The 26,452-nt window shown below is 70.4% G+C and carries 23 protein-coding genes and 5 pseudogenes; 9 read left to right on the forward strand and 19 right to left on the reverse strand.

Going from position 1 to position 26,452, the window contains the following annotated elements; genetic code table 11:
• Positions 1 to 3: 3 nt before the first annotated feature.
• The 3 genes from LRS04_RS01540 to LRS04_RS01550 form a co-directional block, all read right to left on the reverse strand.
• On the reverse strand, positions 4 to 975 hold the full coding sequence (locus tag LRS04_RS01540; RefSeq protein ID WP_257814836.1) for a MerR family transcriptional regulator: 972 nt from the start codon (positions 973 to 975) through the stop codon (positions 4 to 6).
• A gap of 78 nt (positions 976 to 1,053) precedes the next feature.
• Positions 1,054 to 1,608: a phosphoribosyltransferase gene (locus LRS04_RS01545; RefSeq protein WP_257814837.1), complete on the reverse strand. Its 555-nt coding sequence runs from the start codon at positions 1,606 to 1,608 to the stop codon at positions 1,054 to 1,056.
• Positions 1,574 to 2,449: a DUF3426 domain-containing protein gene (locus tag LRS04_RS01550; protein ID WP_257814838.1), complete on the reverse strand. Its 876-nt coding sequence runs from the start codon at positions 2,447 to 2,449 to the stop codon at positions 1,574 to 1,576. The genes LRS04_RS01545 and LRS04_RS01550 overlap by 35 nt, the downstream gene beginning before the upstream one ends.
• A gap of 129 nt (positions 2,450 to 2,578) precedes the next feature.
• Between LRS04_RS01550 and LRS04_RS01555 the strand changes: the two genes are divergently transcribed.
• The 4 genes from LRS04_RS01555 (at position 2,579) to LRS04_RS01570 (ending at position 5,462) form a co-directional block, all read left to right on the forward strand.
• Positions 2,579 to 3,244, forward strand: a complete 666-nt coding sequence (locus LRS04_RS01555) for a cell division ATP-binding protein FtsE (protein ID WP_257814839.1) — start codon at positions 2,579 to 2,581, stop codon at positions 3,242 to 3,244.
• 429 nt (positions 3,245 to 3,673) lie between these two features.
• Positions 3,674 to 4,138, forward strand: a complete 465-nt coding sequence (locus LRS04_RS26495) for an FtsX-like permease family protein (RefSeq protein WP_308238055.1) — start codon at positions 3,674 to 3,676, stop codon at positions 4,136 to 4,138.
• On the forward strand, positions 4,135 to 4,764 hold the full coding sequence (locus LRS04_RS01565) for a YdcF family protein (RefSeq protein ID WP_257814840.1): 630 nt from the start codon (positions 4,135 to 4,137) through the stop codon (positions 4,762 to 4,764). The genes LRS04_RS26495 and LRS04_RS01565 overlap by 4 nt, the downstream gene beginning before the upstream one ends.
• Positions 4,761 to 5,462 carry a 1-acyl-sn-glycerol-3-phosphate acyltransferase gene (locus LRS04_RS01570; protein WP_257814841.1) on the forward strand — a complete coding sequence of 234 codons (702 nt, stop codon included), beginning with the start codon at positions 4,761 to 4,763 and terminating at the stop codon, positions 5,460 to 5,462. Before LRS04_RS01565 ends, LRS04_RS01570 begins: the two co-directional genes overlap by 4 nt.
• Here the strand turns inward: LRS04_RS01570 and LRS04_RS01575 are convergent.
• Positions 5,459 to 5,997 (reverse strand): annotated as a pseudogene (locus LRS04_RS01575) (gamma-glutamylcyclotransferase). The gene LRS04_RS01570 and the pseudogene LRS04_RS01575 overlap by 4 nt on opposite strands.
• Positions 5,998 to 6,022: 25 nt before the next feature.
• On the opposite strand from LRS04_RS01575, the gene LRS04_RS01580 reads away from it, so the two are divergent.
• The gene (locus LRS04_RS01580) at positions 6,023 to 7,066 is read left to right on the forward strand and encodes a DUF2125 domain-containing protein (RefSeq protein ID WP_257814842.1); all 1,044 of its coding nucleotides are present in this window, start codon (positions 6,023 to 6,025) and stop codon (positions 7,064 to 7,066) included.
• Here LRS04_RS01580 and LRS04_RS01585 read toward each other — a convergent pair.
• On the reverse strand, positions 7,063 to 7,332 hold the full coding sequence (locus LRS04_RS01585; protein ID WP_257814843.1) for a BON domain-containing protein: 270 nt from the start codon (positions 7,330 to 7,332) through the stop codon (positions 7,063 to 7,065). The two genes, LRS04_RS01580 and LRS04_RS01585, sit on opposite strands and share 4 nt — an antisense overlap.
• A 378-nt stretch (positions 7,333 to 7,710) precedes the next feature.
• Here LRS04_RS01585 and LRS04_RS01590 point away from each other — a divergent pair, with 378 nt between their 5' ends.
• Positions 7,711 to 8,085, forward strand: coding sequence for a class I SAM-dependent methyltransferase (locus tag LRS04_RS01590; RefSeq protein WP_257814844.1), 375 nt, complete (start codon positions 7,711 to 7,713; stop codon positions 8,083 to 8,085).
• A gap of 26 nt (positions 8,086 to 8,111) precedes the next feature.
• Here LRS04_RS01590 and LRS04_RS01595 read toward each other — a convergent pair whose 3' ends face one another.
• The 14 genes and pseudogenes from LRS04_RS01595 to LRS04_RS01660 all read right to left on the reverse strand — a co-directional run bounded on the left by LRS04_RS01595 (position 8,112) and on the right by LRS04_RS01660 (position 23,470).
• Positions 8,112 to 8,921 (reverse strand): hypothetical protein, encoded by an 810-nt coding sequence (locus tag LRS04_RS01595; protein ID WP_257814845.1) that lies wholly within the window; start codon positions 8,919 to 8,921, stop codon positions 8,112 to 8,114.
• Positions 8,914 to 10,304, reverse strand: a pseudogene (locus tag LRS04_RS01600) (alkaline phosphatase). The gene LRS04_RS01595 and the pseudogene LRS04_RS01600 overlap by 8 nt, the downstream one beginning before the upstream one ends.
• A gap of 149 nt (positions 10,305 to 10,453) precedes the next feature.
• Positions 10,454 to 10,978: a TonB-dependent receptor domain-containing protein gene (locus LRS04_RS27460; RefSeq protein ID WP_374577073.1), complete on the reverse strand. Its 525-nt coding sequence runs from the start codon at positions 10,976 to 10,978 to the stop codon at positions 10,454 to 10,456.
• Between the two features lie 70 nt (positions 10,979 to 11,048).
• Positions 11,049 to 13,019 (reverse strand): annotated as a pseudogene (locus LRS04_RS01610) (TonB-dependent receptor); the annotation flags it as partial.
• Between the two features lie 164 nt (positions 13,020 to 13,183).
• Positions 13,184 to 13,975: an FCD domain-containing protein gene (locus LRS04_RS01615; RefSeq protein WP_257814849.1), complete on the reverse strand. Its 792-nt coding sequence runs from the start codon at positions 13,973 to 13,975 to the stop codon at positions 13,184 to 13,186.
• The gene (locus LRS04_RS01620; protein WP_257814850.1) at positions 13,972 to 15,291 is read right to left on the reverse strand and encodes a hypothetical protein; all 1,320 of its coding nucleotides are present in this window, start codon (positions 15,289 to 15,291) and stop codon (positions 13,972 to 13,974) included. The genes LRS04_RS01615 and LRS04_RS01620 overlap by 4 nt, the downstream gene beginning before the upstream one ends.
• A 445-nt stretch (positions 15,292 to 15,736) precedes the next feature.
• A pseudogene (locus tag LRS04_RS27465) lies at positions 15,737 to 16,216 on the reverse strand (hypothetical protein); the annotation flags it as partial.
• A gap of 79 nt (positions 16,217 to 16,295) precedes the next feature.
• Complete coding sequence (locus tag LRS04_RS01630) at positions 16,296 to 17,189, reverse strand: 2-hydroxy-3-oxopropionate reductase (RefSeq protein ID WP_257814852.1); 894 nt, start codon at positions 17,187 to 17,189, stop codon at positions 16,296 to 16,298.
• Positions 17,190 to 17,258: 69 nt separating this feature from the next.
• Positions 17,259 to 19,037 carry a TonB-dependent receptor domain-containing protein gene (locus LRS04_RS01635; RefSeq protein WP_257818909.1) on the reverse strand — a complete coding sequence of 593 codons (1,779 nt, stop codon included), beginning with the start codon at positions 19,035 to 19,037 and terminating at the stop codon, positions 17,259 to 17,261.
• Entirely contained in the window at positions 18,946 to 20,010 is a 1,065-nt protein-coding gene (locus LRS04_RS01640; protein ID WP_257814853.1) for a TonB-dependent siderophore receptor, read from the reverse strand. The genes LRS04_RS01635 and LRS04_RS01640 overlap by 92 nt, the downstream gene beginning before the upstream one ends.
• A gap of 273 nt (positions 20,011 to 20,283) precedes the next feature.
• Entirely contained in the window at positions 20,284 to 21,696 is a 1,413-nt protein-coding gene (gene pyk, locus LRS04_RS01645; protein WP_257814854.1) for a pyruvate kinase, read from the reverse strand.
• Positions 21,693 to 21,989: a helix-turn-helix domain-containing protein gene (locus LRS04_RS01650; protein WP_257814855.1), complete on the reverse strand. Its 297-nt coding sequence runs from the start codon at positions 21,987 to 21,989 to the stop codon at positions 21,693 to 21,695. Before LRS04_RS01650 ends, pyk begins: the two co-directional genes overlap by 4 nt.
• A 1-nt stretch (position 21,990) precedes the next feature.
• Complete coding sequence (locus LRS04_RS01655; protein WP_257814856.1) at positions 21,991 to 23,268, reverse strand: glycerate kinase; 1,278 nt, start codon at positions 23,266 to 23,268, stop codon at positions 21,991 to 21,993.
• A gap of 25 nt (positions 23,269 to 23,293) precedes the next feature.
• Entirely contained in the window at positions 23,294 to 23,470 is a 177-nt protein-coding gene (locus LRS04_RS01660; RefSeq protein ID WP_257814857.1) for a hypothetical protein, read from the reverse strand.
• A 273-nt stretch (positions 23,471 to 23,743) separates the two neighbouring features.
• On the opposite strand from LRS04_RS01660, the pseudogene LRS04_RS01665 reads away from it, so the two are divergent.
• The 3 genes and pseudogenes from LRS04_RS01665 to LRS04_RS01675 all read left to right on the forward strand — a co-directional run bounded on the left by LRS04_RS01665 (position 23,744) and on the right by LRS04_RS01675 (position 26,224).
• Positions 23,744 to 24,681: pseudogene (locus tag LRS04_RS01665) on the forward strand (L-lactate permease).
• A complete protein-coding gene (locus tag LRS04_RS01670) occupies positions 24,669 to 25,376 on the forward strand; it encodes an L-lactate permease (RefSeq protein ID WP_257814858.1) in 708 nt (235 codons plus the stop codon). Before LRS04_RS01665 ends, LRS04_RS01670 begins: the two are co-directional and overlap by 13 nt.
• The gene (locus LRS04_RS01675) at positions 25,373 to 26,224 is read left to right on the forward strand and encodes a 2-keto-4-pentenoate hydratase (protein WP_257814859.1); all 852 of its coding nucleotides are present in this window, start codon (positions 25,373 to 25,375) and stop codon (positions 26,222 to 26,224) included. The genes LRS04_RS01670 and LRS04_RS01675 overlap by 4 nt, the downstream gene beginning before the upstream one ends.
• Positions 26,225 to 26,452: the final 228 nt, after the last annotated feature.

Raw genomic sequence — 26,452 nt, forward strand, 5'->3', positions numbered from 1 at the left:
GGTCTAGGCCATCACCACGATCATGCCGGCGGTCCGGGCCCGCGCATCGGGCGCCGCCAGGCAGGTCGCCACCGCCTCGTAGCCGGGTGAGCCGGGCCACGGACGCACCCACATCGACGGGCTGTGGTTGGCGGGGCAATAGAGGATCGCCTCGTCGGAGCCGACGGCGCTGAGGTCGAGGATCGCGGTCGAGCGGGTCATCAGGATCAGCGGCCGGGCGGCCGGTCCGCGCCGGCGCAGGTGGGCGATCAGCGCCTCCTGGGTGGGTTCGTCGAGGCCGTCCTCGACAAGATCGGCGACGACCGCCGACGCCGGCTGCTCCAGACCGGCCAGCAAGCGCCGCAGGGCCTCGGTATCCGTCGCCCCGTCGGCGACAAGGGCGGCGAGTGTCGCGGGATCGGCGTCGCCCCCGACCTTCCGGTCGAGGTCCAGGAAGACCGCGCCGGCGATCGCCTCCGCCAACTTCAGGCAGAGCCGCGTCTTGCCGCTGCCGAGCGGGCCGGTGACGTAGGTTAGGGCGGGCGCGTCACGGAATTCGAACCGCTCGCCGCCCCAGGGCCAGGGCAGGTCGAAGGCGGCGGCTAGGCCGGAGCCTGGGGACGCCAGCGAAGCCAGTTCGGCAAGGCTGGGCGCCTCGCCCGCCGCGAGCCGCCGCCGCAGGCCGCGGACGGCCTCCACCGCGCCCGAGAGTTCCGCGAGCCGCACCTCCAGCGCCGTTTGGTGCGCGGCAAGCGCCGGCTCCAGGCCGGACGCGTCGCCCTTCAGCACCCGGGCGACCTGGGCGAGGCTGAACCCCAGGGCCCGGAGCGCCGCGATCTCGCGCGCTCGGGCCATGTCATCAGGCCCGTAGGCGCGCCAGCCGGCGGCGGTCCTGAGCGGCGCGAGCAGGCCGCGCGCCTCGTAGAGCCGCAGCGCCTTCGCCGAGACGCCCAGCCGGCGGGCGGCCTCGGCGGGGTTGAGGAATTCGGCGGCCATGTGATTCGGGCTCCCTTGCGGTGATCCCGGGATCAGTGGGCGCGGCCCCAGGGGCCGGGTCAAGCGGCCGGCCCGCCCCTAGTCCATCGCCCCGATATACGGCAGGCCGCGATACTGGCCGGCGACGTCCATGCCGTAGCCGACGAGGAAGCGGCCAGGGGCCTCCCAGGCCACGAAGTCGGGCTTTAGCCCCCGCTCGGTGGGCCAGGGCTTGGAGGCGAAGACCGCGGTCAGCACCTCGCTGGCGCCCGCGTCGCGGACAAGCCGGGCGGCCTCGGTCAGCGAGAGGCCCGTGTCGAACACGTCGTCGACGATCAGCGCCTTCTGGCCTACCAGCGGCCGTTGCAGGTCGGCGCGCACCTCGCACCGGCCCGTCGAAACCCGCTGATCCTTGTAGGAGGCGAGCCACAGCGCATCGAAGCGCACGTGCCGGCCGTGGCGGGCGAGCGCCCGCATCAGGTCGGCGCAGAACCACAGCCCGCCGGTGAGCAGGCAGACCGCCACCGTATCGTCGTCCAGCCGGGGCGCCACGCGGGCCGCCAGCGCCTCCACCCGCTCCGAGACCTCGGCCTCGGTGAGCAGGATCTCTTTGATCTCGTCAGCCATGGTGGTCCGATAGCGCGTCCGGGGCATCGGCGGGAAGCGGCTTCGCCTCCTCCGGCTGGGCGCCATGGCCGCCGTCGCCGTGGGCTGGAGCGCCGTGGCTGTCGGCCGCCGCGTGCACCGGCGCGGGTCCGGCTTGTCCGGCGCGCGCCTCGAACGCGAGCGCGAGCTCGGCGATGGCCAAGGGCGGGTCGGCGATGGCCACGGCGAAGTGGCGCTTCGATCCGCCGGGCACATGAGGGTCGATCGGTCGGACGACCTTGGCCGCCAGCGGCTGGCCGGTGCGACTCAGCATATCGATACGGATGGCCGGGGCCTGGGCGGCGTCCTCCCGCAGGTTGCGGATTTGGCCGGTCACCGCGAGCACCGGACGCCCACCCTGGAAGGTGGGCCTGGCCACCACCTCCTCGATGACCAGCCCGAGGCTGTTCACCGGCACGCCAAGCCCGGCATAGGCGCCGGAGGTCTGAGGCGCGAGGCGGACGATGGCGTCCCGGAAGATGAGGGCCGCGGCCACCAGCAGCACGGCCACGGCGGCGACCGATCCCCAGGCGATGATGGCGCCGACCGGCTTCTTCGGGGGCGGCGGCCGCGGCGCGGCGCGCGGACGCGGCCGTTCGGCGGGATCGGGCCCGCTGACCTCGAGGTCGTCCTGCGGAGCGGCGGCGACGGGCGCCTCGGGCTCCGGCGCGGCCTCGGCGGCCACGTCCTCGAAGAGCTCGCGGTCTTCCGGATCGACGACGGGCTCGGCCTCCCGGGCCGTGTGCCAGCGGGCGCCGCAACCGGTGCATTTGACCGTCCGGCCGCCCTCGGGGATGCGCGAGTCATCCACGAAATAGCTGGTGGCGCACTCTGGACAGGTCAGTATCATGACGGCCGAATCGCGACGCTCCAGCAACCCCCTCCGAGGTCGCCGATTTCCGGCTCTATGTCCAGAAACCCCAACGTCGCTGCGGCGACAGACGCCGCCGACGAGGTCGTCCGATTCGACGACGTTTCCATGCGCTACGGCCGCGGGCCGGAAGTGCTGAGCGACCTCAACTTCGGCCTGGCGCCGGGCAGCTTCCATTTCATCACCGGCCCTTCCGGGGCGGGGAAGAGTTCGCTCCTCAAGCTCATCTACCTGGCGGCGCGCCCATCGAAGGGCCTGATCCATCTGTTCGGGCATGACGTGGCCCACGAGACCGCGCGGACCCGGCCGCACCTGCGCCGCCGGATCGGGGTGGTCTTCCAGGACCTTCTGCTGCTGGAGCACCTGTCGGCGTTCGACAACGCCGCCATTCCGTTGCGCATCTCGGGCGCGAAGCCCGGCGACTATCGCAACGACGTGGCCGAGCTGCTCTCGTGGGTCGGGCTCGGCCAGCGGATGCACGCCATGCCCGCCACGCTGGCTGGCGGCGAGAAGCAGCGCCTCGCCATCGCCCGCGCGGTGGTCAATCGGCCCGAGATCCTGTTGGCCGACGAGCCGACGGCCAACGTCGACCACGACATGGCGCTGCGGATCTTCCGACTGTTCGTGGAGCTGAACCGGCTGGGCACGACCATCGTCATCGCCACCCACGACCAGGATCTGGTCGCCCGGTCCGGCCGGCCGGTCCTGCACCTCGAGAACGGCCGGCTGACCCCGCGCGGGCCGCAGGGCCCGACCAGCGGGGCCGCGCCATGAGCCAGCCGCTGTTCGATCCGGCCCGCTGGCGGCCTGCCCCCTTCCTGCCGGAGAGCGACGCCCGCGACGGGGCGCTGATCTTCGTGGTCGCCGTGCTGTGCTTCCTGGCCTGCCTGACGGCCCTGGGCGTGCTGGCGGCCGACCGCGCCGCCCACGGCTGGAGCGGCCAGCTTGCCGGCGAGGCCACGGTCATCGTTCGCGCCCGTGGCGGCGAGACGCCGGACGCCGCGGCAGCCCGGGCCGCCGAGACGCTGGCCGGCGTCTCGGGCGTCAGCGAGGCCCGCGCCCTCGAGCGCGAGAAGGCCTACGAGTTGATCAAGCCCTGGCTCGGCGACGTCGCCGACCTCGAGGACCTGCCCGTGCCCAGGCTCGTGGCCGTAACGCTCGACCCCGACCAGCCCGCGAGCGGCCGCGCCCCTCGACCGGGCGTTGAAGGCCCAGGGCATCGACGCCGTCGTCGACGACCACAGCGTCTGGATCGACGATATCCGCAATGCCGCGGGCGTGGTCCGTGGCGCGGGCGCCGCGGTCTTCCTGCTGATCGCCGGCGCGGCGGCGGCCGTCGTCGCGTTCGCGACGCGCGCAGGCCTCGCGGCGCGCAAGGAAGTGGTCGAGGTGCTGCATCTCTCGGGCGCGGAGGACGCCTTCATCGCCCGCCTGTTCCAGCTGCGCTTCGCGCGCGTGGCCGGCCTCGCGGGTCTGCTGGGCGCGGCGGCGGCGGCGGCGGCCGGCGCCATGGCCAGGCTGGCGGGCGGCGGTGCGGGCCTGACGCCGGCCCTGCCGATCGCCTGGATCGACCTGCTGGCGGTGCTACCCTGTCCCATCCTGGCCGCGCTCGTCGCGGCGCTGGCGGCCCGGCTGACGGCGGGGGCGCTGATCCGGGAGATGCAATGAAGTCCGTCGCGACCTTCCTGGTCCTGGCGCTGATCTGGACGGCGGGCCTGTTCGCCTTCGCCCACCGCGTGCAGCAGTCGACGCCGGCGCCCCTGCCCGCGCCGGCGGACGGGATCGTGACCCTCACCGGCGCGAACTCGAACCAGCGGATCGCCGCCGCCATCGCGCTCCTGGAACGCGATCTCGGCAACCGCGTGCTGGTCTCAGGCGTGAACCGAGAGGCGAGCCGGGAGGACATCCGCACCGTCTCCCGCGCCGTGCGCCGCCTCTACGACTGCTGCGTGGACCTCGGGTTCACCGCCGCCGACACCGTCGGCAACGCCCGCGAAACCGCTGAGTGGGCGCAGGCCATGCGCTACCGCTCGCTGATCGTGGTCACCGCCGACTACCACATGCCCCGCGCCATGCTGGAGCTGCGCGCGGTCCTGCGCGAGCCGGAGGTGTCGCTGCACCCCTACCCCGTGCCGACGCCGTCGCTGAAGGCCAGGGGCTGGTGGCGCAGCCCGAGGGCGGCGCGCTTGATGGTGGTGGAGTACTCCAAGTATCTGGCGATCCTCGGCCGCGAGGCGGTGCTGGGCCTGGGCCCGCGCGACCGCGACCCGGCGCAACAGAAGGCCCCGACGTGACCGCCATCCGCTCGCTCCTCTTCCACGTGACGTTCTATCTCTGGACGGCGCTGGTCGCGGTGCTCTGCTCGCCGATCCTGCTGGGCCCCACGCGCTGGACCCTGGCCATGTTCCACGCCTGGGGCCGCGGCAACGTCCTTCTGCTCTGGCTGATCTGTGGCATCCGGGTCGAGGTCCGCGGCCGTCAGTACATTCCGACGGGCCCGGCGCTGGTCGCGCCCAAGCACCAGTGCATGTTCGACGTCTTCGCCCAGTTCACCTGGCTGCCGGGCTCGGTCTTCGTGATGAAGAAGGAACTGGCCTGGATCCCGTGGTTCGGTTGGTACGCCGCCAAGGTCGGCACCATCGACATCGACCGCTCCGGCCACTCGACGGCGCTGCGCAACATGGTCCGCCGCGCCAAGGTGCTCTTCGAGAAGAACCGTCAGGTGGTGATCTTTCCCGAGGGGACCCGCGGCAAGCCGGGCGCGAAGACCGACTACAAGCCCGGCATCGCCGCCCTTTACCGCGAGCTCGACGTGCCGGTGATCCCGGTGGCGACCAATTCCGGGGTCCACTGGCAGAGCTTCCTGCGGGTTCCGGGCACCATCGTCTTCGAATACCTGGAGCCGATCCCGCCGGGCCTGAAGCGCGCCGAGTTCATGCGCACGCTCGAAGAGCGGATCGAAACCGCCTCGGCGAAGCTCCTGGCGCTCTAGCCTGCGCCCAGTTCCCGCTGCTCGACGAGGCTCAGCAGGGTTTCCATGGCGTGGTCGCGCACCCCTCCTCGCGGAGGTGTTCGACCAGGTCGCGGAGGTAGTCGACGTTGCGGCCGGAGAGGCCCTTCGCGCCGGCGATCAGCTCGGCCTGGCGGACGAGGCCGAGCGCGCCGGCCCACTGCGGATGGCGCACGTCGGAGAGAAACACGAGCGCTTCCGCCCGTCGGCCGTCGGCCAGCCGCACGTGCCGGCGGGCCTCGACGTAGGTCTCGGTCGGCTGCTCCCGCTCCACGAGGTAGGCGTACACCTCGGGCCAGATCGCCTCGGCGATCCGGTAGGCCATGCCCCGCGTGGTCCCGCCCGGCGCGAGGCCCAGCACCAGCCCCGGCCTTTCGTACGTGCCGCGATGGTGGACGGAATAGATGCAGAAGGCCCGGCGGCGGCCGTGCAGGGTGGCGGGCGTCCGCTCGAGGAAGTCGAAGCCCGGCCGCCACATCAGCGAGCCATAGCCGAAGACCCAACGCTCGCCCGACATCCCGCCCCGCGCTAAACCGATGGCCATGTCTCTGCACGATCTGCCGCCGCCCCGCAAACGGAGCCGCCTCGGGCTCTATCTTCCCTTCGCCATCGCCCTGGTGGTGGTCATCGGCTGGAGCGTCCTGTGGCTCTGGGCCCGCGGCGAGGCCCGGGCGCGGATGGACGCCTCCGTCGCCCAGCTGAAGGCGGCCGGCTATGACGTCAGCTGGAAGGAGCGCGGCATCGGCGGCTACCCGCTGCGCCTCAACATCACCCTGACCGAGGCCCGGGTTCGCGAACCCTCGGGCTGGGGTCTGGAGGCGCCGGTGCTGGAGGGTCAGGCCTATATGCACGCCCCGACGCACTGGATGCTGGCTGCGCCGCAGGGCCTGACCTTCGTGCGACCGATCGGTGGGCCGGTCGTGGTGAAGGGCGAGGTGATCCGCGCGAGCCTGAAGGACCTCGACAAGCGGCCGCCCAGCTTCTCGCTCCAGGGCGCCAAGCTCATCTTCCAGCCGACGGCCGGCGCCCAGCCCTTCGGCCTGGAGGCCGCCGAGCTGGTGGAGCTCCACCTCCGTCCAGGCCCCGACGACGAGGGCCTGCTGGCCGCCGAGGTGAAGAACGGCAAGGCGCGTCTGTCGGGACTGCTCGGCCGCATCGCCGCCGACAAGCCCGTGCAGATCATCTGGAATTCGCGGCTCACGAAGATGAGCAGCTTCGAGGGCTCGGACTGGCCGACTGCGGTCCGTCGCTGGTCCGACGCTGGCGGACAGATGCGTGTGGTCCAGGCCGGCGTCACCGCCGGCGACGCCCTGCTGGGCTCGAACTCGGGCCTGCTGAACGTCGGGACCGACGGCCGGCTGCGCGGAATGCTCGACGTGACGCTGAAGCAGGCGCCGCGGGCGCTGGGGGCGATGAGCCAGACCGGCGTGATCCAGCCCGAAGCCGCCGGCGCCGCCGCTGCGGTGGCCGAGGCGCGCGAAGGCGCCGGCGACGTGGCGCGGGTGACGATCAACTTCCAGGCGGGCCAGACGACGCTTGGTCCCGTGGCGGTGGGCCCCGCGCCGAAGGTGTACGAGGTCCGCTAGAGCTCGAGGCCCGCGACGGCCGCCGTCGGCCGCGTGCGAACCTGCAACTGATTGCGGATGCGGCGGACGCCCTCGACGGCGCCGGCCACGTGCTCGGCCCGACGGAAGGCGTCGGAGGACCAGACCACGCCGGTGAGCCGGACTTCGCCGCGCTCGACCTTCACCGTCACGTCGGCGGTATCGAGGCCGTGGGCATGCCAGAGCCGGTCCTGCACCTCGACCCGGATCCTGAGGTCCGAAATCGGATAGGTTTTCAGATCGGCCATCGTCGCACCTCCCGCGCGTCCCCCGGCTGCACGGTTCAACTCTACGCCGCTGGCGCGCGCCGTCCGCTCACAGGTTCGCGATGGCAATCCGCGCTCGGGCGGGCGAAGCTCGGCCTTCGGGGAGGACGACATGGCATCGCTCTACGACCGCTTCATTCTGCCGAAGCTCCTGACGTGCGCCTGCTCGTCGCCGCCGATCATGAAGCAGCGGGCCAAGGTCGTGCCGCGCGCGGAAGGCCGGGTGCTGGAGCTGGGCATCGGCATGGGCCTGAACCTGCCGTTCTACGATCCCGGCAAGGTCCGCGAGGTGCTGGGCGTCGATCCGGCGGCGGAACTGCGCGCCCGGGCCGAGGCCGCGGAGCGCCCCCGGGGCTGGCCGTGCGCGTGGAGGACGGGACCGCCGAAGCCCTGCCCTTCGAGGACGGCAGCTTCGACACCGTGGTCTGCACCTTCACCCTCTGCTCGGTCTGCACGCCGATGGCGGCGCTCGCCGAGGCGCGCCGGGTGCTGAAGCCGGGCGGCCGGTTCCTGTTCTGTGAGCATGGCCTCGCGCCGGACCCTGACGTGGTGAAATGGCAGCGGCGGATCGAGCCGGTGTGGAAGCGCATCGCGGGCGGCTGCCATCTCTCGCGGCCGGTCTCGAAGGCGATCGCCGCGGCCGGCTTCCGGCTTGAGGGCGTCGAGACCATGTACCTGCCGAAGACCCCGCGCTGGGCCGGCTGGAACGAGTGGGGCGCAGCGACGCCCGCCTGAGCGTCAGGGGACGGCGGGCAGCCGCATCACCACGACTTCGCGGTTCGGTCGGCTGATGCCGAACACAACCCCGGGCTGGCTCTTGTCGAAGGCGATGGCCTGGCCCTCGATCGCGACCTCGATGGTGGCCAGGTGGTCGAGCTTCGAGCCCCCGCCGGCAGGGCCAGGACGTAGAGCTCGGGATGGTCGTGGCCGGTGATGTAGAGCCGGCCGTCTGGCCCCCAGCCGCCGCCCGACGAACTCATCGGCCGAAAGCGTTCCAGGACCGTCTCGGGGAACGACCAGCCCTGCATCCTCCGCCACTGGTCGTCGAACTGCACGAACTGGGTGTAGACGCTGCCGCGGCCCGGTTCGCCGCGGCCTGGCTGCCCGTCGGGACGCGGCTCGTAGTTGGCGAAGGTCGCCCACCAGACACCGTCCTTGCGGTCGACCCAGGTGAGGGAGCCGATCTGCTGGCCCAGCGAGACGGTGCGCAGATGGACCATCTTTCCCGGGTCGAAGATCTCCACCGAGCTCGACATCGGGACCTGCGGGTAGTTGGACGCCGCACAGACGAGCTCTTTCCCGATCACCTCGCAGGAATTGATGTGCGGGAAGCGCGCACGCTCGCCCGCCCACTCGCCGACCTTCTCGCCGGTCGCCTTGTCGTACTTGGCGATGCGCGAGTTCGCGACGGCGTAGAAGTGCTTCGCGTCCACCGCCACGCCCTGGGTGGCTTCGGGCGCCTTGTAGCGGCGGATGACCTCGGACTGCAGGACCGGCAGAGCTGGCGGCGGCGTCTGGGCCTGGGCGGCCCCGGCGAGGGCCGCGAAGAGCGCAAGCAACGCCTTACGCACGCTGAACGCCCGCCTTGCCATCCTCGACATGGAAGCGGACGACGTCCGCCACGGCGCTCTCCGGCACAAGGGCGTTCTCCACGCCGCGGAAGCGGATGTCCGCCCCCTTCGGCGTGATCTCCACCAGGCCGTAGCCGCGGCGCTCGCCGTCGGCGAACTTCAGGTTGGGATTCACGGTCATCAGGGCCTGGAGGTCCTTGTTCGGCGTGCCGAGCGAGCTGATCGAACCGCCGACGAACTCGGTGGCTATCGTCCTGCCGGGCTCCAGCCCAAGGTCGCCGGCGATGAAACTGTGGATGTCGCCGCCCAGCACCACCGGATTCGACACCTTGGCGTCGCGCCAGCGCTCCACCACGCGCCGGCGCGTCTGGGCGTATCCGCCCCAGCCATCATTGGAGTAACGGATGCCGGCCGGCATAGGGCGCATCACCTCGCCCATCACATATTGCTGGGCGAGCAGGTTCCAGCGGGCGCGGCTTGCGCCCAACGTCTCGAGGAGCCAGCGCTCCTGGACGTCGCCGAGCAGGGAGCGGCCCTCGGCCGAGCGCTCCGGGCAGTCCGGTATCCACTTGGCGTCGGCCAGCGCATCGCAGGTCCGGAGCGGCCGGTCCTGCCGCGTGTCCAGCACCTGGATCTGGGCGAGGTTCCCCCAGTCGAGGCTGCGGTAGAGCAGCATGTCCGGCCCCACCGGCTTCGAGCGGCGGCGCAGGGGCATGTGCTCGTAATAGGCTTGGTAGGCGGCGGCCCGTCTACGGATGAAGGCCGCGCGGTCGTTGTCCGGCCGGTCCTGCTCGCCGCTGTAGTCGTTGACCACCTCGTGGTCGTCCCAGGTCACGATCCAGGGCGCGGCGGCGTGCGCCTTCTGCAGCTTCGGGTCGGCCTTGTAGGAGGCGTGGCGCACCCGGTAGCCGGCGAGGTCCTTCGGCTCCGGATTGGCGTGGCGGCGCACGCCCGGTCGGTCGGCGACTGCTCGTAGATGTAGTCGCCGAGGAAGAGGATCAGGTCGGGATCGTCCTCGACCATCTGGTCGTAGGCGGTCCAGAATCCGGCCTCATACTTCTGGCAGGACCCGTAGGCGATCCGGAGCCTGCCGACGTCCGCTCCGGCCAGCGGCGCTGTGCGCGTGCGGCCCACCGGGCTGCGGTGGCCGCCGGCGGTGAAGCGGTACCAGTAGCCGCGGTCGGGCCGCAGGCCCTCGACCTCCACATGCACCGAATGCCCGGCCTCGGAGACCGCCAGGGCCTCGCCCGACCGCACGATCCGGCGGAAGCCCTCGTCCTCGGCGACCTCCCAGCGGACAGCGACCGGGGCCGGCGCGAGACCGCCGTCGGCCTGCAGCGGCCTCGGCGCGAGCCGGGTCCACAGGACCACGCCATCCGGCATTGGATCGCCCGAGGCCACGCCGAGCGTGAACGGGTCCTCGGCGAGCCGCGCCTGGGCAAGCGCGGGCGTCCAGGCTCCGGGCAGGAGCGCGGGCGCCGGCAAGGCCGGCGGCGCGGACGAGGAGCTGGCGGCGGATCAGGCTCATGCGCCTACCATCGCGCAGCGACGCCCAGGTAGTAAGTCCGGCCGTAGTGCTCGTAGTTGGTCAGCCAGTCGCGGCGCCCGCCCTGGTACTCGCGCAGCACCTCGTCGTTGAGGTTCTGCAGGTCGATGAAGACCTCGAGGTTCTCGGTGAGCTGGTAGCTCGCCTTGGCGTCCAGGCGCTCGTAGTCGTCGTCGAAGGTGTCGGCGTCGGCGTTGGCCCCGAGCCCCTGCACCGCCTTGCCCGTGTGGTGCCAGGAGAGCGCGGCCTCCAGCCGGCCGGCCTGGTAGAAGACCTGGCCGCCGTAGAGCAGGTTGGACTGGGCCGGGAACGGCAGCTCGCCGCGCCCCGGCACGGTCAGGCTGGAGTCGGTGAAGGTGGCGTTGGCCGAGACGCCGAAGCCGCTCCAGAAGCCCGGCAGGAAGGTGAACTGCTGCTGGTACTGCAGCTCGATCCCCTTGATCTCGCCCTCCTCGGCGTTGCGCGGCTGGGTGTACTCGAGCCGCGAGTAGGTGCGGCCGTCGATGACCACGCCGGTCAGGGTGTCCTCGAAGCTGAAGATCGGATCCTGGATCTTCTTCCAGAAGGCCCCCCGCCGCCAGCAGGCCGCCCGGCGCGAAGTACCACTCCGCCGTCAGGTCGAAGTTGTCCGACAGGTAGGGCTTGAGGTCGACGTTGCCTTCGCCCAGTTCGCCTTCGAACGTGCCGTTGTCGAGGGGGGTGGAGACCAGCGCGCCGCCCGGCTTCATCTGCGGATACTGGGGGCGACCGAGGGTCCGCGTGTAGGCCGCGCGCAGGATCGTGTCCTCCCGCGGCTCGAACCTGAGGTGCAGGTTGGGCAAGAAGGTGGTGTAGGTGCTCTCCCGGCCCACCGGCGTGACCGTCGAGCCGCTGAGGCGGAAGCCGTCGACCTCGGTCCTGGTGTGCTCCACCCGCCAGCCGCCGATCAGCCGCCAGCCGCCGAAGTCCACGTCGGCCATGACGTAGCCGGCGCTGACCCGTTCCTTCAGGTCGTAGTCGTTGAGCGTGTCGTTGGAGAGACTGGTGGCGGTGTTGCGGACGAACCGCGGCCCGTTGATGTTGGCGGCGGTGAACTCGCGGATCGCATCGGCGTCGATCGTGTAGCGGTTGAAGTAGACGTAGTCGCCGGTGTCCACCTCCATGACCGGCCCCTGCAGGCCGAAGTCGGCGAGCGTGAACCGGTTCGGCCCGGCGCCGGCGCGATCGTACTGGTCGGTCCGGCCGTCGAAGGCCTTGTCGGTGTCGCGGACCTTCACACCTAACTTCAGGTAGCTGCCGACGCCGACATCGAGCTCGCGGCGCAGATCGAGGCGCCCGGCGATGTTGGTCTCCTCGCCGCTCTCGTCCTGGCGGGTGTGCTGGCGGAAGCCGAGGCCGGCCGGCGAGGCGTTGCGCGCCTCCGCCGTGTAAAGCAGCGGCCGCATGTCGAAGTCGACGATCAGGTTCGCCGTGGTCTGGCGGAACTGCCAGAGCTCGTTCGGCTCCACGAGCTTGTTGTAGCCGTAGGAGAGGTCGTACTCCGCCGACCACGGGCCGCGTTCGTGCACCCCGCCGAGCGAGTACGAGGAGATGCTCTTCTCCTTGTACTCCAGCCGCAGGTCCTGGCGGGCGTCCACGTTGCGCGCGACGCCGGTCGCCCCGTCCGAATTGAGCGTCACGTTCGCGAGGTTGGCCGCGAAGTCGAGGCGCCAGCGCTGGCGGTACTCGTCCTCGGTGAACCTCGAATAGAGGCCGCGCAGGTACAGGCGGTCGTCGTCGGTCGGACGGAACTCCAACGTCCCGGCGGCCCCGATCCGCTCACGCTTCAGGCGGTAGTTGGTGTATTTGATATTGGTCGGCAGGCCGCCCCGCGCGACCCCGGGGACGGTGCGCCAGTCGTCGGGGTAGAGCCCGTCCGAGCGGTAGTCCCGCGACGAGCCGTTGATCCCGAAGAGCACGCCGAAGCGGCCCTCGCCGAACACCGCCCCGACGGTGGCGTCGCCCTGGATCGGCGTCTTGTCGTTGAATTCCTGGTAGCCGACCTGCAGCGTAGCGCGGGCGATCCGGTCCTTGCCGAAGTCGAAGGGCGACTGACTGACCAGGTTGATGGTGCCGCCGATCCCCTGGGCGTCGTAGTCGGGCGTGACCGCCTTCACCACCTCGACCCGGCCGAGGAGCTGACCCGAGACCACGTCGAGCGGCAGGGCGCGGCTGTCGCCGTCGGGGTTGCCGACCTCCACGTGGTTGAGGGTCACGTTGTTCAGGGCCGACGGCGTACCGCGGATCGAGACGTAGCGCCCCTCCCCCTGGTCGTAGGCCAGGCCCACGCCCGGCAGGCGCTCCACGTTCTCGGCGACGTTCTTGTCGGCCAGGCGGCCGATCTCGTCGGCGGAGATGGCGTCCACCACCGTCACCGCTTCGCGCTTGGTCTCGATGGCCCGCTGCTGGGACAGGCGCTGGCCCGTGACCACCAGCTCCTCAACCGCGCCGTCCGTCTGGGCCGCGGCCGCGGTTCCCCAGGCCATGGCGATGGCCAGCGCCAGCGGACTGGCCGCCTTACGATCGATTCTCATTGGACCCCCGTCTCGTTGTCGGGAGGGTCCTTAGGTTGGCCGCATGTCAACGGCGTCACGGCTTCGCGACGTCCAGATGACGGTTGCGCCGCCATCCCATTCCTCCCTGCAAGGAAGATTGAGCGCCTTTTCGGCTTTGCGCCAGCCCTGCCGGTCGCGGCGCGTTAGCCGGCCGCCCGGACCTTACGCTCGGCGACGAGATCGCTGCGCGACAGCCGCCGGATCGAAGCCTCGAGCCGGCGTTCGGCCTCGTAGATTTCCCGCTGGGTCTGCATGGCGGTGGTCATGTGGGTGCGCGCCGCATCCCGCGCCCGCTCGGGATCGCGGTCCATGATCGCCTCGAAGATTGCCCGGTGCTCGCTGAGCTGGGATTCCTTCATCGGCCGGTGCTCGAACAGGTTCTTGCGGTTGAGGTAGACATTCGAGCGGAGGAAGCCCTCCAGGCTGCGCATGAAGTGCAGCATCATCAGGTTGTGGCTGGCCTCGTAGATGGCCAGGTGGAACTCGGCGTCGGTTTTGGCGATGCTGTCGACGTCGCCCTCGTCGTGTGCCGCGACCATCGCCTTGAAGCGCTCGGTGATCACCTCGCGATCGACCTCGGACGCCCGCTCGGCGGCGAAACCGGCGGCGGCGGCCTCCATGATGGAGCGCAGCTCCAGCACGTCGAAGCGCGCCTCGGGCGTGTCCATGAGCTGGACCAGCGGATCGCGCAGGCTGCGCCCCACGTTCTCGCTGACGTGCGCCACCCCCTGGGCGTTGGTGGTCAGCAGTCCCTGGTCGATGAGCTTGTCGAGGGCCTCGCGCAGCGAGGGCCGTGAGACGTCGAGCTTCGCCGACAGCTCCCGCTCGGACAGGAGCCGCTCGCCAGGCTGCAGCAGACCTTCGAGGATCATCTGCTGGATATGGTCGGCGATGGCGTCCGCCAGCTTGGCGGGGCGGATCGAGGAGGTGCTCATCGGGTGCGGAATCTGTCGTGTGGGGTCACGGGGGCGTCGCGCAGCTTAGCGCATCCCACGGCCCGCGAGCGAGTCTGCTGGACCAGCTCGCGGGCATGGAAAGGACTTCTGACCGCGCGCAGCCCTACGCCTGGAGAAGGATCGCATCGAACGCGCCCAGCGGCGGCAGGGCGATCCAGGTGCGCCCGCCATCCCCCCGGCGCTGCCTGCAGCGCCTGGCCGCTGACCAGCGACCGCGCGCTCCCGAAGCCGCCCTTCACCCCGATCTTCAGCCCGTGCAGATCCGGCGGGGTATCGTAGCGGCCGTTCCGCTGGCCGGCGTAGTTGATCACGTGCAGGAGGACGTTGCGGTCGCCGCTCCTGAGCGATGTGAGCTCCACCGGGCCGCGGCCGCTCAGGACATAGGGTTGGGCCGGAGCGTACTTCTCGATCAGCGCCGCGATCAGCTGCTGGTGCATCGGCATGGTGTCGCGATTGTATTGCCATTCGTTCAGCCAGGGGATGTGCACCGCGTGGCCCTTGCCATGCGCGCGGACGGCGACGCCGGGGATGGTCAGCGGCTTGGTCCCCGGGATCACGTAGCTGAACTCCGGCGGACCCCAGCGCTGGTCCGGTGCGAAGGGCGCGAGGTCGGTGACGTCGGCGCGCAGTCGGCCGCCGAAGTAGTAGGCGTCGATCGGCACGCGGTTGGTGGTGAAATTGAACGGTCCGCGCGAGGGGTCGAGCGTCCAGCCCTCGGCCTTCTGCGGCTCGCCATAGGCCTCGAGCGGGAAGGACGCGAGCGGCACGGTGGCGCGCGGCCGGCCGACCGGATCGAAGCCGGCCGTCATCCCGGACGCGATCAGCAGGCCGCCCTCGGACACGAACCTGTCCAGCGCCGCCGCTTCGGCGTCGGAGATGCACAGGGCGTGCGGCGCCAGGATGACGTCGAAATCCGAGAGCTTCGTCACGCCCTCCGTCACCCGCTCGCCATTCACCGAACGGAACGGGATCCTGGTGTCGATCAGGGCCGCGTAGGCGCCCCGGATCGAACCGGCGCGGTAACTGCCCCAGGGCGTCGCTGCGGAGAACTTCTGGGCGGCTTCCGTATCCCAGAGACCGATGCGGGCGTTGGGCGCGGTCTTCTCGTAGTGGGCGGTGTTCGCCGCCTCCCACTTGAAGAGGTTCGAGACCGGCGTGAGGTAGGTCCGCTCGTTCTGATCCGCCAGCGTCCCCATGCAGTAGAGGTCGAGCCGCGCGCCGTTGCCGAGCTGCTGGGCGAAGCGGAGGATGTGGTAGTCGGCGGTCTCCTTCACCTGCCGCCAGGGGTAGTCCATGTGCGCCGTCGAGGTGGAGGAGAACGGCTTGCCGGGATTGCGGGCCAGGGCGCTGCGCGCCTGCTCGCCCCCCCTGGTAGGGCCACTCCGGCGCCGGACGGCGCACGCGCCGCTGCAGCTCGCTGCGGCCGACATAGGTGTAGTCGTCGCCCCGGAAGATCGGCACGCCGGGGATCAGTTCGTCGGCGAGCGCATACATGCGCTTGTAGATGTCGCCCACCACGCGCTCCTGGAATTCCAGGTACTGGCGCCAGCTGGGGTCGGCGAAGCCCTCCACCTTCGGGAGCTCCAGGCCGTACATCTCGCGGAAGCGGGTCTTGCAGTTGTTGCAGACACAGCTGCCGAGATTGCGGCCCCAGTAGTCGTTCTGGCCGAAGCCCACGCCGTTGAAGAAGACCCCGTCGGGCTTGTAGACGGTCAGCGCCTCGCGCAGCATCTTCAGCGCATAGTCCTGCAGCCACGGGCCGCTCGGGCAGGCCTGGTAGGTGCCGGCGTATTCCGTCGGGCCGCCGGTGCGGTTGACGACGAACCAATCCGGATGGGCGTCATAGACCGGCTTGAGCGCCTTCGAGGTGTCGAAGCGGCCGAGATAGACCAGGCCCTCGGCGTGGGCGGCCTTGATGCTTTCGGCGACGAAGTCGTTCTTCAGGTAGGGGTTCTTGTACTGGTACTCGAGCTTCGTCGGATAGAAGGCCACGATGCCGCCGATGTTCGAGACGATGGCGGTCCCCCCGAACGCCTTTACGTCGCGCGAGATCTGCCTCGGATCCTGCAGGACGTCGATCTCGCGAAGGTTGGTCTGGACGATCCGGTAATCCTTCTCCCACCAGCGGTTCACCGGTGCGCCGCTCCTGCGCCGGCGCTGCGCCGACGCCGCCGACGGCAGGGTCATCACGAGGCCCGCGGCCGAGATCGCCTGCAGCATGCCGCGCCGCGTCGCCGATCCGTTCGTCTCCTGGTCGCTCACCCCTGCTCCTCCTCTTTTCAGTTATGATTGGCCCGCCTCAGGCGGCCGGGCTGGCGATTTCCGTGTCGGCCAGCGCCTCGAGGGCGCGGACCATGGCCGAATGATCCCAGTCCTGGCCGCCCCGCGCCACGCAGGCGCTGAACAGCTGCTGGGCCATGGCGGTGTTGGGCAGGGCGAGGCCGAGCGCCTTCGCGCTGCCCAGCGCCAGGCCGAGATCCTTCTGGTGCAGCCCGATCCGGAAGCCCGGATTGAAGGTGCGCCTGATCATCCGCTCACCGTGCACCTCCAGCACCCGCGACGCGGCGAAGCCGCCCATCAGCGCCTCGCGCACCTTGGCGGGATCGGCGCCGGCCTTGGCGGCGAAGACCAGCGCCTCCGCCACCGCCTCGATGTTGAGGGCGACGATGATCTGGTTGGCGACCTTGGCCACTTGGCCTGCGCCCACCTCGCCGACGCGCGTGATGTTCTTGCCCATCAGCTCGAACAGCGGACGCACGCGCTCGAAGGCGGCCTCCGACGCGCCGCACATGATGGTGAGGCTGGCGGCCTTGGCGCCCACCTCGCCCCCGGACACCGGCGCGTCCACGTAGTCGCAGCCCAGCGCCTGCACCTTCCCGGCGAAGGCGCGGGTCTCGATCGGATCGATCGAACTCATGTCGACGACGGTGGTCCCGGGCTTCAGGCCCGCCGCCACCCCGTCCGGTCCGAAGAGCGCAGACTCCACGTCGGGCGTGTCCGGCAGCATCAGGATCACGATGTCGGACCCCGCCGCCAGGTCCGTCCGCGAGCCGCAGACCGTCGCCCCCGCCGACACCAGCTCCTCGGGGGCCGGGGATCGGTGGGTGACAAGCAGCAGTTCGTGGCCCCCCGCCTGCAGATGGCCGGCCATTGGGCGTCCCATGATGCCCGTTCCGACGAAGCCGACCTTCATCTCAAACTCCACGCGCGCGACGTAAAAAGTCGGGCGGCGGCCGCGGGGCCGCCGCCCATTCCGGGGGAACTACCAGCGGTAACGGACGCCGAAGCCGAAGAAGCGGCCCCGAAGGTCGTAGAAGTTCGAGCCCGACGACGAGGCGATGGTGATCGTCCCGTTGGCGATCAGCGGCGGGTCCTTGTCGAACAGGTTCTCGACCTTGGCGTAGACCTGGGTGCTCTCCGTGACGTCGTACTGAGCCGTGAGGTCGGTATAGAGGTACGCCGGATAGTCGTTCTTGCTGATGTCAAGCGGACCGTAGTTGTTGTCGTACTTGCCCGAGCCCACGTAGTTGAACAGGGCGCGGAGATTGAGCGGGCCGTTCGCGTACATGATCGTGCCGACGCCGCGCCAATGCGGGGTGGCGAAACCGCCCTGCAACTGGCCGGCTGTATCCACGGTGGTCTCGCCGGTGGAGGTCAGCAGGCGGTCGACATAGGTGGCCACGACCCGGAACGTCAGGTCGCCGCCCCAGGTGTCCTGGAAGCTGTCCAGCGGCAGGCTGTAGGAGCCTTCGAAATCGAACCCGCGGGTCTTCAGGACCTGGGTGTTGAACGACGTCACCTGCACCTGGGTGATCTGGCCCGAGGCGTCGCGCGTGACGCCGGCGCAGAAGGTCTGGTCGCCGGCGAAGCAGCGGTCCACCACCTGCTGGGCGCTCGGAACCGTGATGGCGTCCTTCAGCTCGATGTCGAAATAGTCCGCCGAGAACTGCAGTCGGGGCGCGAACGACGGCTGGAGGACGACGCCGGCGGTGAAGGTGTGGGCCACCTCCGGTTTCAGGTCCGGGTTGCCGCCGGCAAGCGTGTTGATGTTCGCCGTCCGGTTGGTGGTCGGATCGATGACCGTGGTCCCGGCGCGCAGGGAGGAGGCCGAGAACAGGTCGTCCAGCTTCGGCGCGCGGAAGTCCTTGGAGTAGGTGCTGCGCAGACGGACGTGGCGGTTGAACGCCCAGTTCAGGCCGGCCTTCCACACGTCCGTGGACCCGCTGGTCGAATAGTCCACGAACCGCGCCGCGAGATCCAGGTCGATGCTCTCGGCAAAGGCCGCGTCGCGCGCCAATGGCAGGCTCGCCTCGCCGTAGACTTCCCAGACCTTCACCTCGCCGCGGTAGGACGCGAACGTCCCCTGTCGCCAGCCGTTGATGTCGGAGATCGGGTCCGACTTCTGGTTCGTGCTGTCCTTCCGGAACTCCACGCCGCTGGCGACCTTGATCGGTCCGGCCCAGGTGGCGCCGAGCTCGCCGGTGACGTTGGCGTTGACGTTGATGCTGCGCGAGAAGGCCCGCTGGAACGAGGTGCCGGTCACATAGTCGACCACCGCCTGGGAGAGCGCGCCCTCGCCGAAGATGTTGGCGGGCTGGCAGCCGTTGTTCGGGTTGGTCAGCGTCGAGCGGCAGACGATGCGCCCGTCCGGCGCGCGCACGGGGTCGAGGGCCAGCGCCCAGTTGGCCTGGATGCGGTTGTCCTCGCCGTAGTTCTCGGCCAGCGCATAGGTGTAGTTGGCGCCGACGTCCCAGGTCCAGCCGTCCAGGAACGAGCCCGTAAGGCCGCCGGCCAGGCGGTAGTAGTGGTTCTTGGAGGTGTTGTAGTTGATCCCCGTCTCGGGGTTCAGGCGGCCGACGCTGATGGTCTGCAGGTTGTTGGCGACCATCAGGGCCAGGATGTTTGCCGGCAGGTAGGCGTTGTCGCGCCGGACGGTGATGTCGCCGTTGTTATAGTTGAAGTTGTTCGTCGATTCCCCGCGCGACCGGGACGCCAGCAGGTCGATCCGCGCCTCGATGTCCGGGGTGATGTCGTAGGTCACCCGGCCGAACGCGCTCTGCTGGCTGACCGAGGGGATGATCACGCCGAAGTCGGGCTGGGTCATCAGGCCCGCGCCGCCCTGCATCCAGACGGTGCCCACGTTGGTCCCCTGCTGGAACAGGCTCTGCTGGCCGTTGGGGCCGAACTGGATGTTGCGGACCGCCGGGTTGGTGGTGGTGATCACCCCGCCCATGGTCATCCGCGACAGGGTCACGCCCGGCACGATGAGTTGCCGGTACTGGCCGTTGGTGGCCGTGTAGGCGGCGTTGGGGATCAGGGTGACGCCGTCGTCGCCCCACCCACGGGGCGCCCTGGTAGAGGATCTCCGGCCGGTCGGTGTAGGAGGCCGCGAACAGGAAGCGGCCGCGGTCCTCGTGGAAGGTGTCGCCCAGCGCGAGGCTGGCGGTCACCGTCTCCTGGTCGCCGCGCGAGGAAATGCCGTACTGGAACTCCGCTTTCCCGCCGTCGAGGTTGTTCGAGAGGATGACGTTGACGACGCCCGTGACGGCGTCCGAGCCGTAGACCGAGGAGGCGCCGGCGGTCACGATCTCGACGCGCGAGATCAGCGGCGCGGGGATCACGTTGACGTCGAAGCCGCCCACCGGGCTGGTGTCCATCAACCGCTGGCCGTCGAGGAGGACCAGCGTCCGTGAGGCGCCCAGTGAACGCATGTTGAAATTGCTGACGCCGATGCTGCGCCCGCCGCCCTGGATCTGGTTCGGCCGCAGGGCCGGGACGTCCCGCAGCAGTTCGACGACCGTCGAGGCGGCCTTCGCTTCGAGTTGCTGTTCGGTGACGGCCGTGACCGGCGTCGGCGTCTCGAAGGTGGTGCGCGCAATGCGGCTGCCGGTGACGACGACCTCCTCGACGGCAGCCTCTGCGGCAGGATCCGCAGCTTGAGCGAAGGCCGGCGCGGCCAGAGCCGCAAGGCTGGCGCCCGACATGAGTGCGATGATCTTTGACCGGTACCCCATGATCCTCCCCTAATGCATTGTTCGCCACCCCGAACTCGCGCCGGGTCTGACGTTTGGATAAACGTTTTTACCAGACCTTACAATGGTTATAGTTTGTGCCCGCCCGCCATGCTGTAGCGGGGGCTAGCGACCTCTCGCCCAGCGTAGAAGCCACATCTCTTCCGAAGGGGCTTTTCCTTTTTGGCGACGATCGGCCGCGACGCCGCACGCCCCAAACGCGATCCTCCACCCCCACGATGGCGCATTCTGTTTACCAGCACGGATTCGGTCCTGTCATCGGCGCTGCGCGTATACGATGCGGAGGTAGTTGACGGCGCCCGGCGACCCCATCGGCACGCCCGCCGCGACCAGCAGCGTCTGGCCCGGCTTGGCCAGGCCGCTCCGCAACGCCTCCTCGACGGCCAGGTCCGGCATGGCGTCCAGGTCGCGGATGTCCGGCACGACGCGGGTCTCGATCCCCCAGCCCAGCGCCAGCCGCCGCGCGGTGGCGAGTCGCGGGCTCAGCGCCACCATCCGGGTCAGCGACCGTTCGCGCGCCAGGCGCAGCGCGGTCTGGCCGGTGGCCGTGAAGGCGGCGATGCAGGCGGCCGAAGAGGCCTCCGCCGCCCGTACGGCGGCGACGATCAAGGCGTCGCTCTCCTCCACACGGTGCTCGGCGCGCATCAGTTCCGGCCAGCGCGGGTCGCGCTCCACCCGGGCGATGATCCGGTCCATCACCGCCACGGCCTCGGCGGCATAGGCGCCGACCGCAGTCTCGGCCGACAGCATGACCGCGTCGACGCCCTCATAGACCGCGTTGGCCACATCGGTGGCCTCCGCGCGGGTCGGGCTGGGCGAGGCGATCATCGATTCCAGCATCTGCGTCGCGACGATGACCGGAATGCCGCGTTCGCGGGCCGCGCGGATCAGGTCCTTCTGGACGACCGGCACATCCTCGGGACTCAGCTCCACGCCGAGATCGCCGCGGGCGACCATGACGCCCTGGCAGAGGTCGAGGATCTCGTCCAGTCGGTCGAGGGCGGCAGGCTTCTCGATCTTGGCGAGCACCGCGGCGCGGCCGTCCACCAGCTTGCGCAGCTCGGCCATGTCGGCCGCGGTCTGGACGAAGGACAGCGCCACCCAGTCGACGCCCTGCGTCAGGGCGAAGGCCAGGTCGCGGCGATCCTTGGCGGTCAGGGCCGGGATCGGGATGGTCGCCGTCGGCAGGTTGACACCCTTGCGGTCGGACAGCTTCACGCCGGCCTCGACGATCGTATCGGCGTAGTCGGGTCCATGGCGCACGACCCGCAGCCGGACGCGCCCGTCATCGAGCAGGATAGGCTCGCCATCCCGAAGGCAGGCGAAGATCTCCGGGTGCGGAATCTGCACCCGCGCCGCATCGCCGGGCGCGGCGTCGAGATCGACGCGGAAGCTAGCGCCGGCCGTAAGGTCGATGGAGCCCTCGGCGAACCGGCCAAGTCGGAGCTTCGGCCCCTGGAGATCGGCCAGCACGGCCACGGGCCGGCCCAGCTCGGCCTCAGCCTGGCGCACGGTGCGGATCGCGTCGGCGTGCGCCGCGTGCTCACCGTGACTGAAGTTCACCCTGACGACGTCGACGCCCGCGACGATCAGCGCTCGCACGCGCTCCAGAGATGACGACGCCGGGCCCAGGGTCGCAACGATGCGGGTGCGCCGGTCGCGGATCACGCTTCGGCCCCGCTCTCGGAGATCGCATCAGATCGGCCGGCGATCTGCCGGAAGAGAGCTTCGGGCGCGACCTCGACGGCCTTGGCGATCCGGTAGAGGTCCAGCACGTCGACCCGGCGTTGGCCCGACTCGATCTTGGAGATGTGCGAGGCATGCTTGCCGATCCGGCGGGCCAGGGAGCGGTGGCTGAGCCCCGCGGCCACGCGGGCGGCCTTCAGCACCTCGCGCAGTTCGGCGTATTCGTCGCCGAAGACCGGGTTGGGCCGGCGGGACCAGGCGAGCGGGACGCCCACCTCAGACGTCCCTGGGCGTCACGAGGATCGCCCGGAAGTCGTTCACATTGGTGCAGGTCGGGCCGGTGACCAGCAGGTCGTCGAGGGCGGCGAAGAAGCCGCCGCTGTCGTGGCCCTCGAGATGGACGCCGCCGCTCAGCCCCGCGGCCTTGGCCCTCGCGAGCGTGTCCGGGGCGATCACCGCGCCGGCGGAGCCGCCGCTCGCGCCGTCCTCGCCGTCGGTGTCGGCCGCCAGCGCCCAGACGCCGGCCGAGCCCTGCAGGGCCAGGGCGAGGGAGAGCGCGAACTCCGTGTTGCGGCCGCCCCGCCCAGCCTTCTTGCCGGCCAGCGTCACGGTGGTCTCGCCGCCGGAGAGCAGGACCTGCGGCCGGGACACTGGCCTGCGCGCGCAGGCGGCCATCAGGACGCCGAGCGCGCGGCTCTCGCCTTCGAGGTCGTCGCCCAGGATCTCCACCTCGATGCCCTCGGCCCGGGCCACGGCCGCCGCCGCCTCCAGGCAGCCGCCGGGCGTGGCCAGCAGGCGGACGTCCACCGCCGGCGACGGCGGCGCGGGGACGGCCGGCGCGCGCAGCCGCTCGTAGGCGGCGGCCGGCAGACGGTCCTTCAGCAGGTCGGCGAATTCGCTGAGGTCACGGCCGGCCTCCGGGTCCGGGATGGTCGGCCCCGAGGCGATGGCGGAGACGTCGTCGCCGGGGATGTCGCTGATGCACAGCGTCACGACACGCGCCGGCGACGCGGCGGCGGCCAGCTTGCCGCCCTTGATCGCGGACAGCCGGCGGCGGATGGCGTTCATCGTGCGGATGTCGAGGCCGGAGGCGAGCAGCGCCCGGTTCACCGCCTGCTTGTCGGCCAGCGTCAGACCATCGGCCGGCAGGGCCATGACCGCCGAGCCGCCGCCGGAGATCAGCGACAGCACCAGATCGTCGGACGTCAGGCCCTGGACTAGGCGCATCATCTCGCGCGCCGCCATCTCGCTGTTGGCGTCGGGGACGGGGTGTGCGGCCTCCAGCACGCGGATGCGCGGGGCGGGGCGGCCATAGCCGTAGGGCGCGACGACGGCGCCTTCGAGATCGACCTCCGGCCACGCGGCGTCGACGGCTGCGGCCATGGCGCCGGCCGCCTTGCCGGCGCCGACCACCACGCAGCGGCCTTTCGGCGGCGGCGGCAGATGGCCGGCGAGAATCCTGGCCGGATCCGCCGCGCCCACGGCGGCGTCGAACATCCGCCGTAGCAGGTCGCGCGCTCTGGCGTCGCTCCAGGCCAGGGCGGAGGGGATCATGCGTAAGCTCCGGGAAACAACATGCTCAGGCGGCGACGGACAGACGGGGGCCTTCGGCCAGCCAGCGGCCCGCGCCCCGGATGGCGGGGGTCAGCCGCTCGTCGCGGCCGCGCGCACCGCGCGCCGCCGCGCTGGAGACGCTGACCGCGCCGCATGAACAGCCGGCCTGCACGGCTTCTTCTCGGCTCGTTGAGCTCGCCATCACGCTCCCCCCAAATGACGCCGTTTGGCGCTCGCCGTCTTCTGGCTATTATTTTTTGCCATGATGCACAATGGCGATTTTCTGTAGCCACATCGACCATATGGGCGATGCGACGTTTGGGACCCAGAGCAGGAAGCCCCAACGCTTTGGAGAAGACCTTGAGACGCCATCAACTAGAGTTCGGCAAGAAGTTTTGACCAGTTGAATATCCTGGCCCCTTCGGATATCCACGTGGGCAAGCAGAGCCGGCGCAGTCGGCGGATACGGGGGAGCATGTTCCATCAGCTGGTCACGCCGGTCGCCGGCAACCTCGCGGCGTCGTTCCTGGTGGCGTCGGTGCCGATCGCCGTCGTTCTGGTGCTGCTCGGGCTGCTTCGGCGCCCTGCCTGGCAGGCCTCGACCGCCGGACTCGTGGTCGCCCTTATCCTCGCCTGCACCGTCTGGGGCCTGCCTGCCGGCCTGGCGCTGAGCAGCATCGCCGCCGGGGCGACCTTCGCGGCCTGGCCGGTGATGTGGATCGTGCTGAACGCCCTGCTGCTCTACAACATCGCCGTCGTCTCGGGACGGTTCGACGCCTTCCGCGCCTGGATGGTCGAGCACCTTCCCAACGACCGCCGCGTCGTCCTGGTGGTCATCGGCTTCTCCTTCGGCTGCCTGCTCGAAGGCATCTCCGGCTTCGGCACGCCGATCGCCATCACCAGCGCCCTGCTGATCGCGCTCGGCTTCCGGGCGATCGACGCCATCGTCTTCACCCTGATGTTCAACACCGCGCCGGTGGCCTTCGGGGCGCTGGAGCCCCGATCACCACCCTGGGCGCAGTGACACAGCTTTCGGACGTGACATTGGGCGCCATGGTCGGTCGCCAGCTGCCGTTCATCGCCCTGCTGCTGCCCTTCTACGTCATCGCCGTCTACGGCGGGCTGAAGGCGATCAAGGGCGTCTGGCCGGTGCTGCTGGTCTCCGGCGGCTCCTTCGCGATCATGCAGTTCATCTCCTCGAACTACCTCGGCTACGCGCTCACCGACGTCCTCTCATCGCTCGCCTCCCTGGGCGCCACCCTGCTCTTCGTGAAGATGTGGAAGATGGCCCCCAGCCGGAATACGCGCTCCGCGCCGACACCGCCGGCGGCTCCGGCGCGACCCTTGCCGCAGCACCTGCGGCGCTTCCCGTCGGGCGCGGCGCCGGCTGGAGCGGATGGATGCCCTGGCTGATCCTGTCCGTCACCGTGATCGTCTGGGTGCACTTCAAAGTGAACGCCATCGGCGAGATCAAGGTCGAATGGCCGGGCCTGCACAACGCGGTGTTCATCACCACCTACGGCAAGCCCTACGCCGCGATCTGGACCTTCCAGCCGCTGGCCACCGGCACCGCCATCCTGGTCGCGACCCTGATCTTCGCAGCCTTGGTGCGCCTGTCGCCGGACCAGCTGATGAGGGCCCTCGCCGGAACGCTGAAGCAGATCCGCCTGCCGCTGATCACCACCATGATCATCGTCGGCCTGGCCTACCTGATGAACTACTCGGGAATGGCCTACACCCTGGGCGTCGGCGTGGCTTCGGCCGGCTTCCTCTTCCCGCTGCTCTCGGCCTTCCTGGGCTGGCTGGCCGTGTTCCTCTCGGGCAGCGACACCTCCGGCAACGCGCTCTTCGGCAACCTTCAGGTCGTGGCCGCGCGTGAGCTGGGCCTCAGCCCCGTTCTCATGGCGGCGACCAACGCCTCGGGCGGTGTGCTAGGCAAGATGATCTCGCCGCAGAACATTGTCACTGGCACCGCCACCACCGAGCTGAAGGGCCGCGAGGGCGAGGTGCTGGCCATCACCTTCAAGCACAGCATCTTCCTGGCCTTCCTGCTTGGCCTGATTGTCATGGCCCAGCAGTACCTGATCCCCTGGATCATCCCGACGTGAGCCGGGTCCTGTTCCCGGCCCTAGCCGCGGCGTTCGGCCTTTCCGCCTGCGCCACGGCGGGACCGCCGCCCGCCGATCCCTACCTCGATGCCTATGTGGCCGCCGAGGCCGCGGCGACGCCCTTCGCCCCGATCACCGACACCCGGCCCGACGTCACCCTCGCCGACGCCTACCGCCTGCAGGACGGGCTGATCGCGCGGCGGCGCGCGGCCGGCGACCGGGTGGCCGGCTACCGCGGCGGGCTCATGTCCCAGGCGTCGATGAAGGGCCGCGGCGTCACCGCCCCGCTGGTCGGCGTGCTCTTCGCTTCGGGCCGTACGGAAAGCGGCCAGCGCTTCGACCTCTGCAGCTACCGCCGGCCCATCGTGGAGCTGAAACTCGGCTTCGTGTTCGGCAAGCGGCTCACCGCCGCCCCCGCCGACCTAGACGCGATCAAGGCGGCCGTGGGCGAAGTGGTCCCCGTGGTCGATCTGCCGGATATCGCCTACCGCGACCCCGACAAGTACGGCGCCGCCGACATGATCGCCGCCAACATCACCGCCGCCCGCTGGGTGCGCGGAAAGGGCCACGCGCCGGATCTGGATCTCGACGCCCTGAAGGTCTCAATCACCCACAACGACCAGCCCGTGGCGGCGGGCGTCGGCCGGGACTCCTTCGACGGCCAATGGCAAGGCCTCCTGGAGGTGGTCCGCCAGATCGTCGCGCAAGGGCGCACGATCTCGCCGGGCGATGTGGTCCTGACCGGCCGGATGGGACCCCGCCCCTGGCTGCCGCCGGGCGCCTACCTGGCCAACTACGGCCCGCTCGGGACCGTCGCCTTCCAGGTGGACGCGTGCCCGACGCGCTGATCCTGGCTTAGGCCGACCGCAGAGCGCCACCCCGGAGGACCGGGTGACGGCCAGCGCCCTGAGCCGGGCGGCGCGGTATCATCCGCCTGCGCACGGAACCCCCGGTACCTGTCTTGGGCGCCCAACGAACAGGCTCCAGGCCCGATGCCGCGCCCCGATCCGCGCCGGCCGGAGCGCGGGTCCCGGCCCGCGGCTAAGGTGGCAGGCGGTGGCCGATCAAGGTGTTCG

The sequence above is a fragment of the Phenylobacterium sp. J367 genome, assembly GCF_024699985.1.
GTDB lineage: Bacteria > Pseudomonadota > Alphaproteobacteria > Caulobacterales > Caulobacteraceae > Phenylobacterium.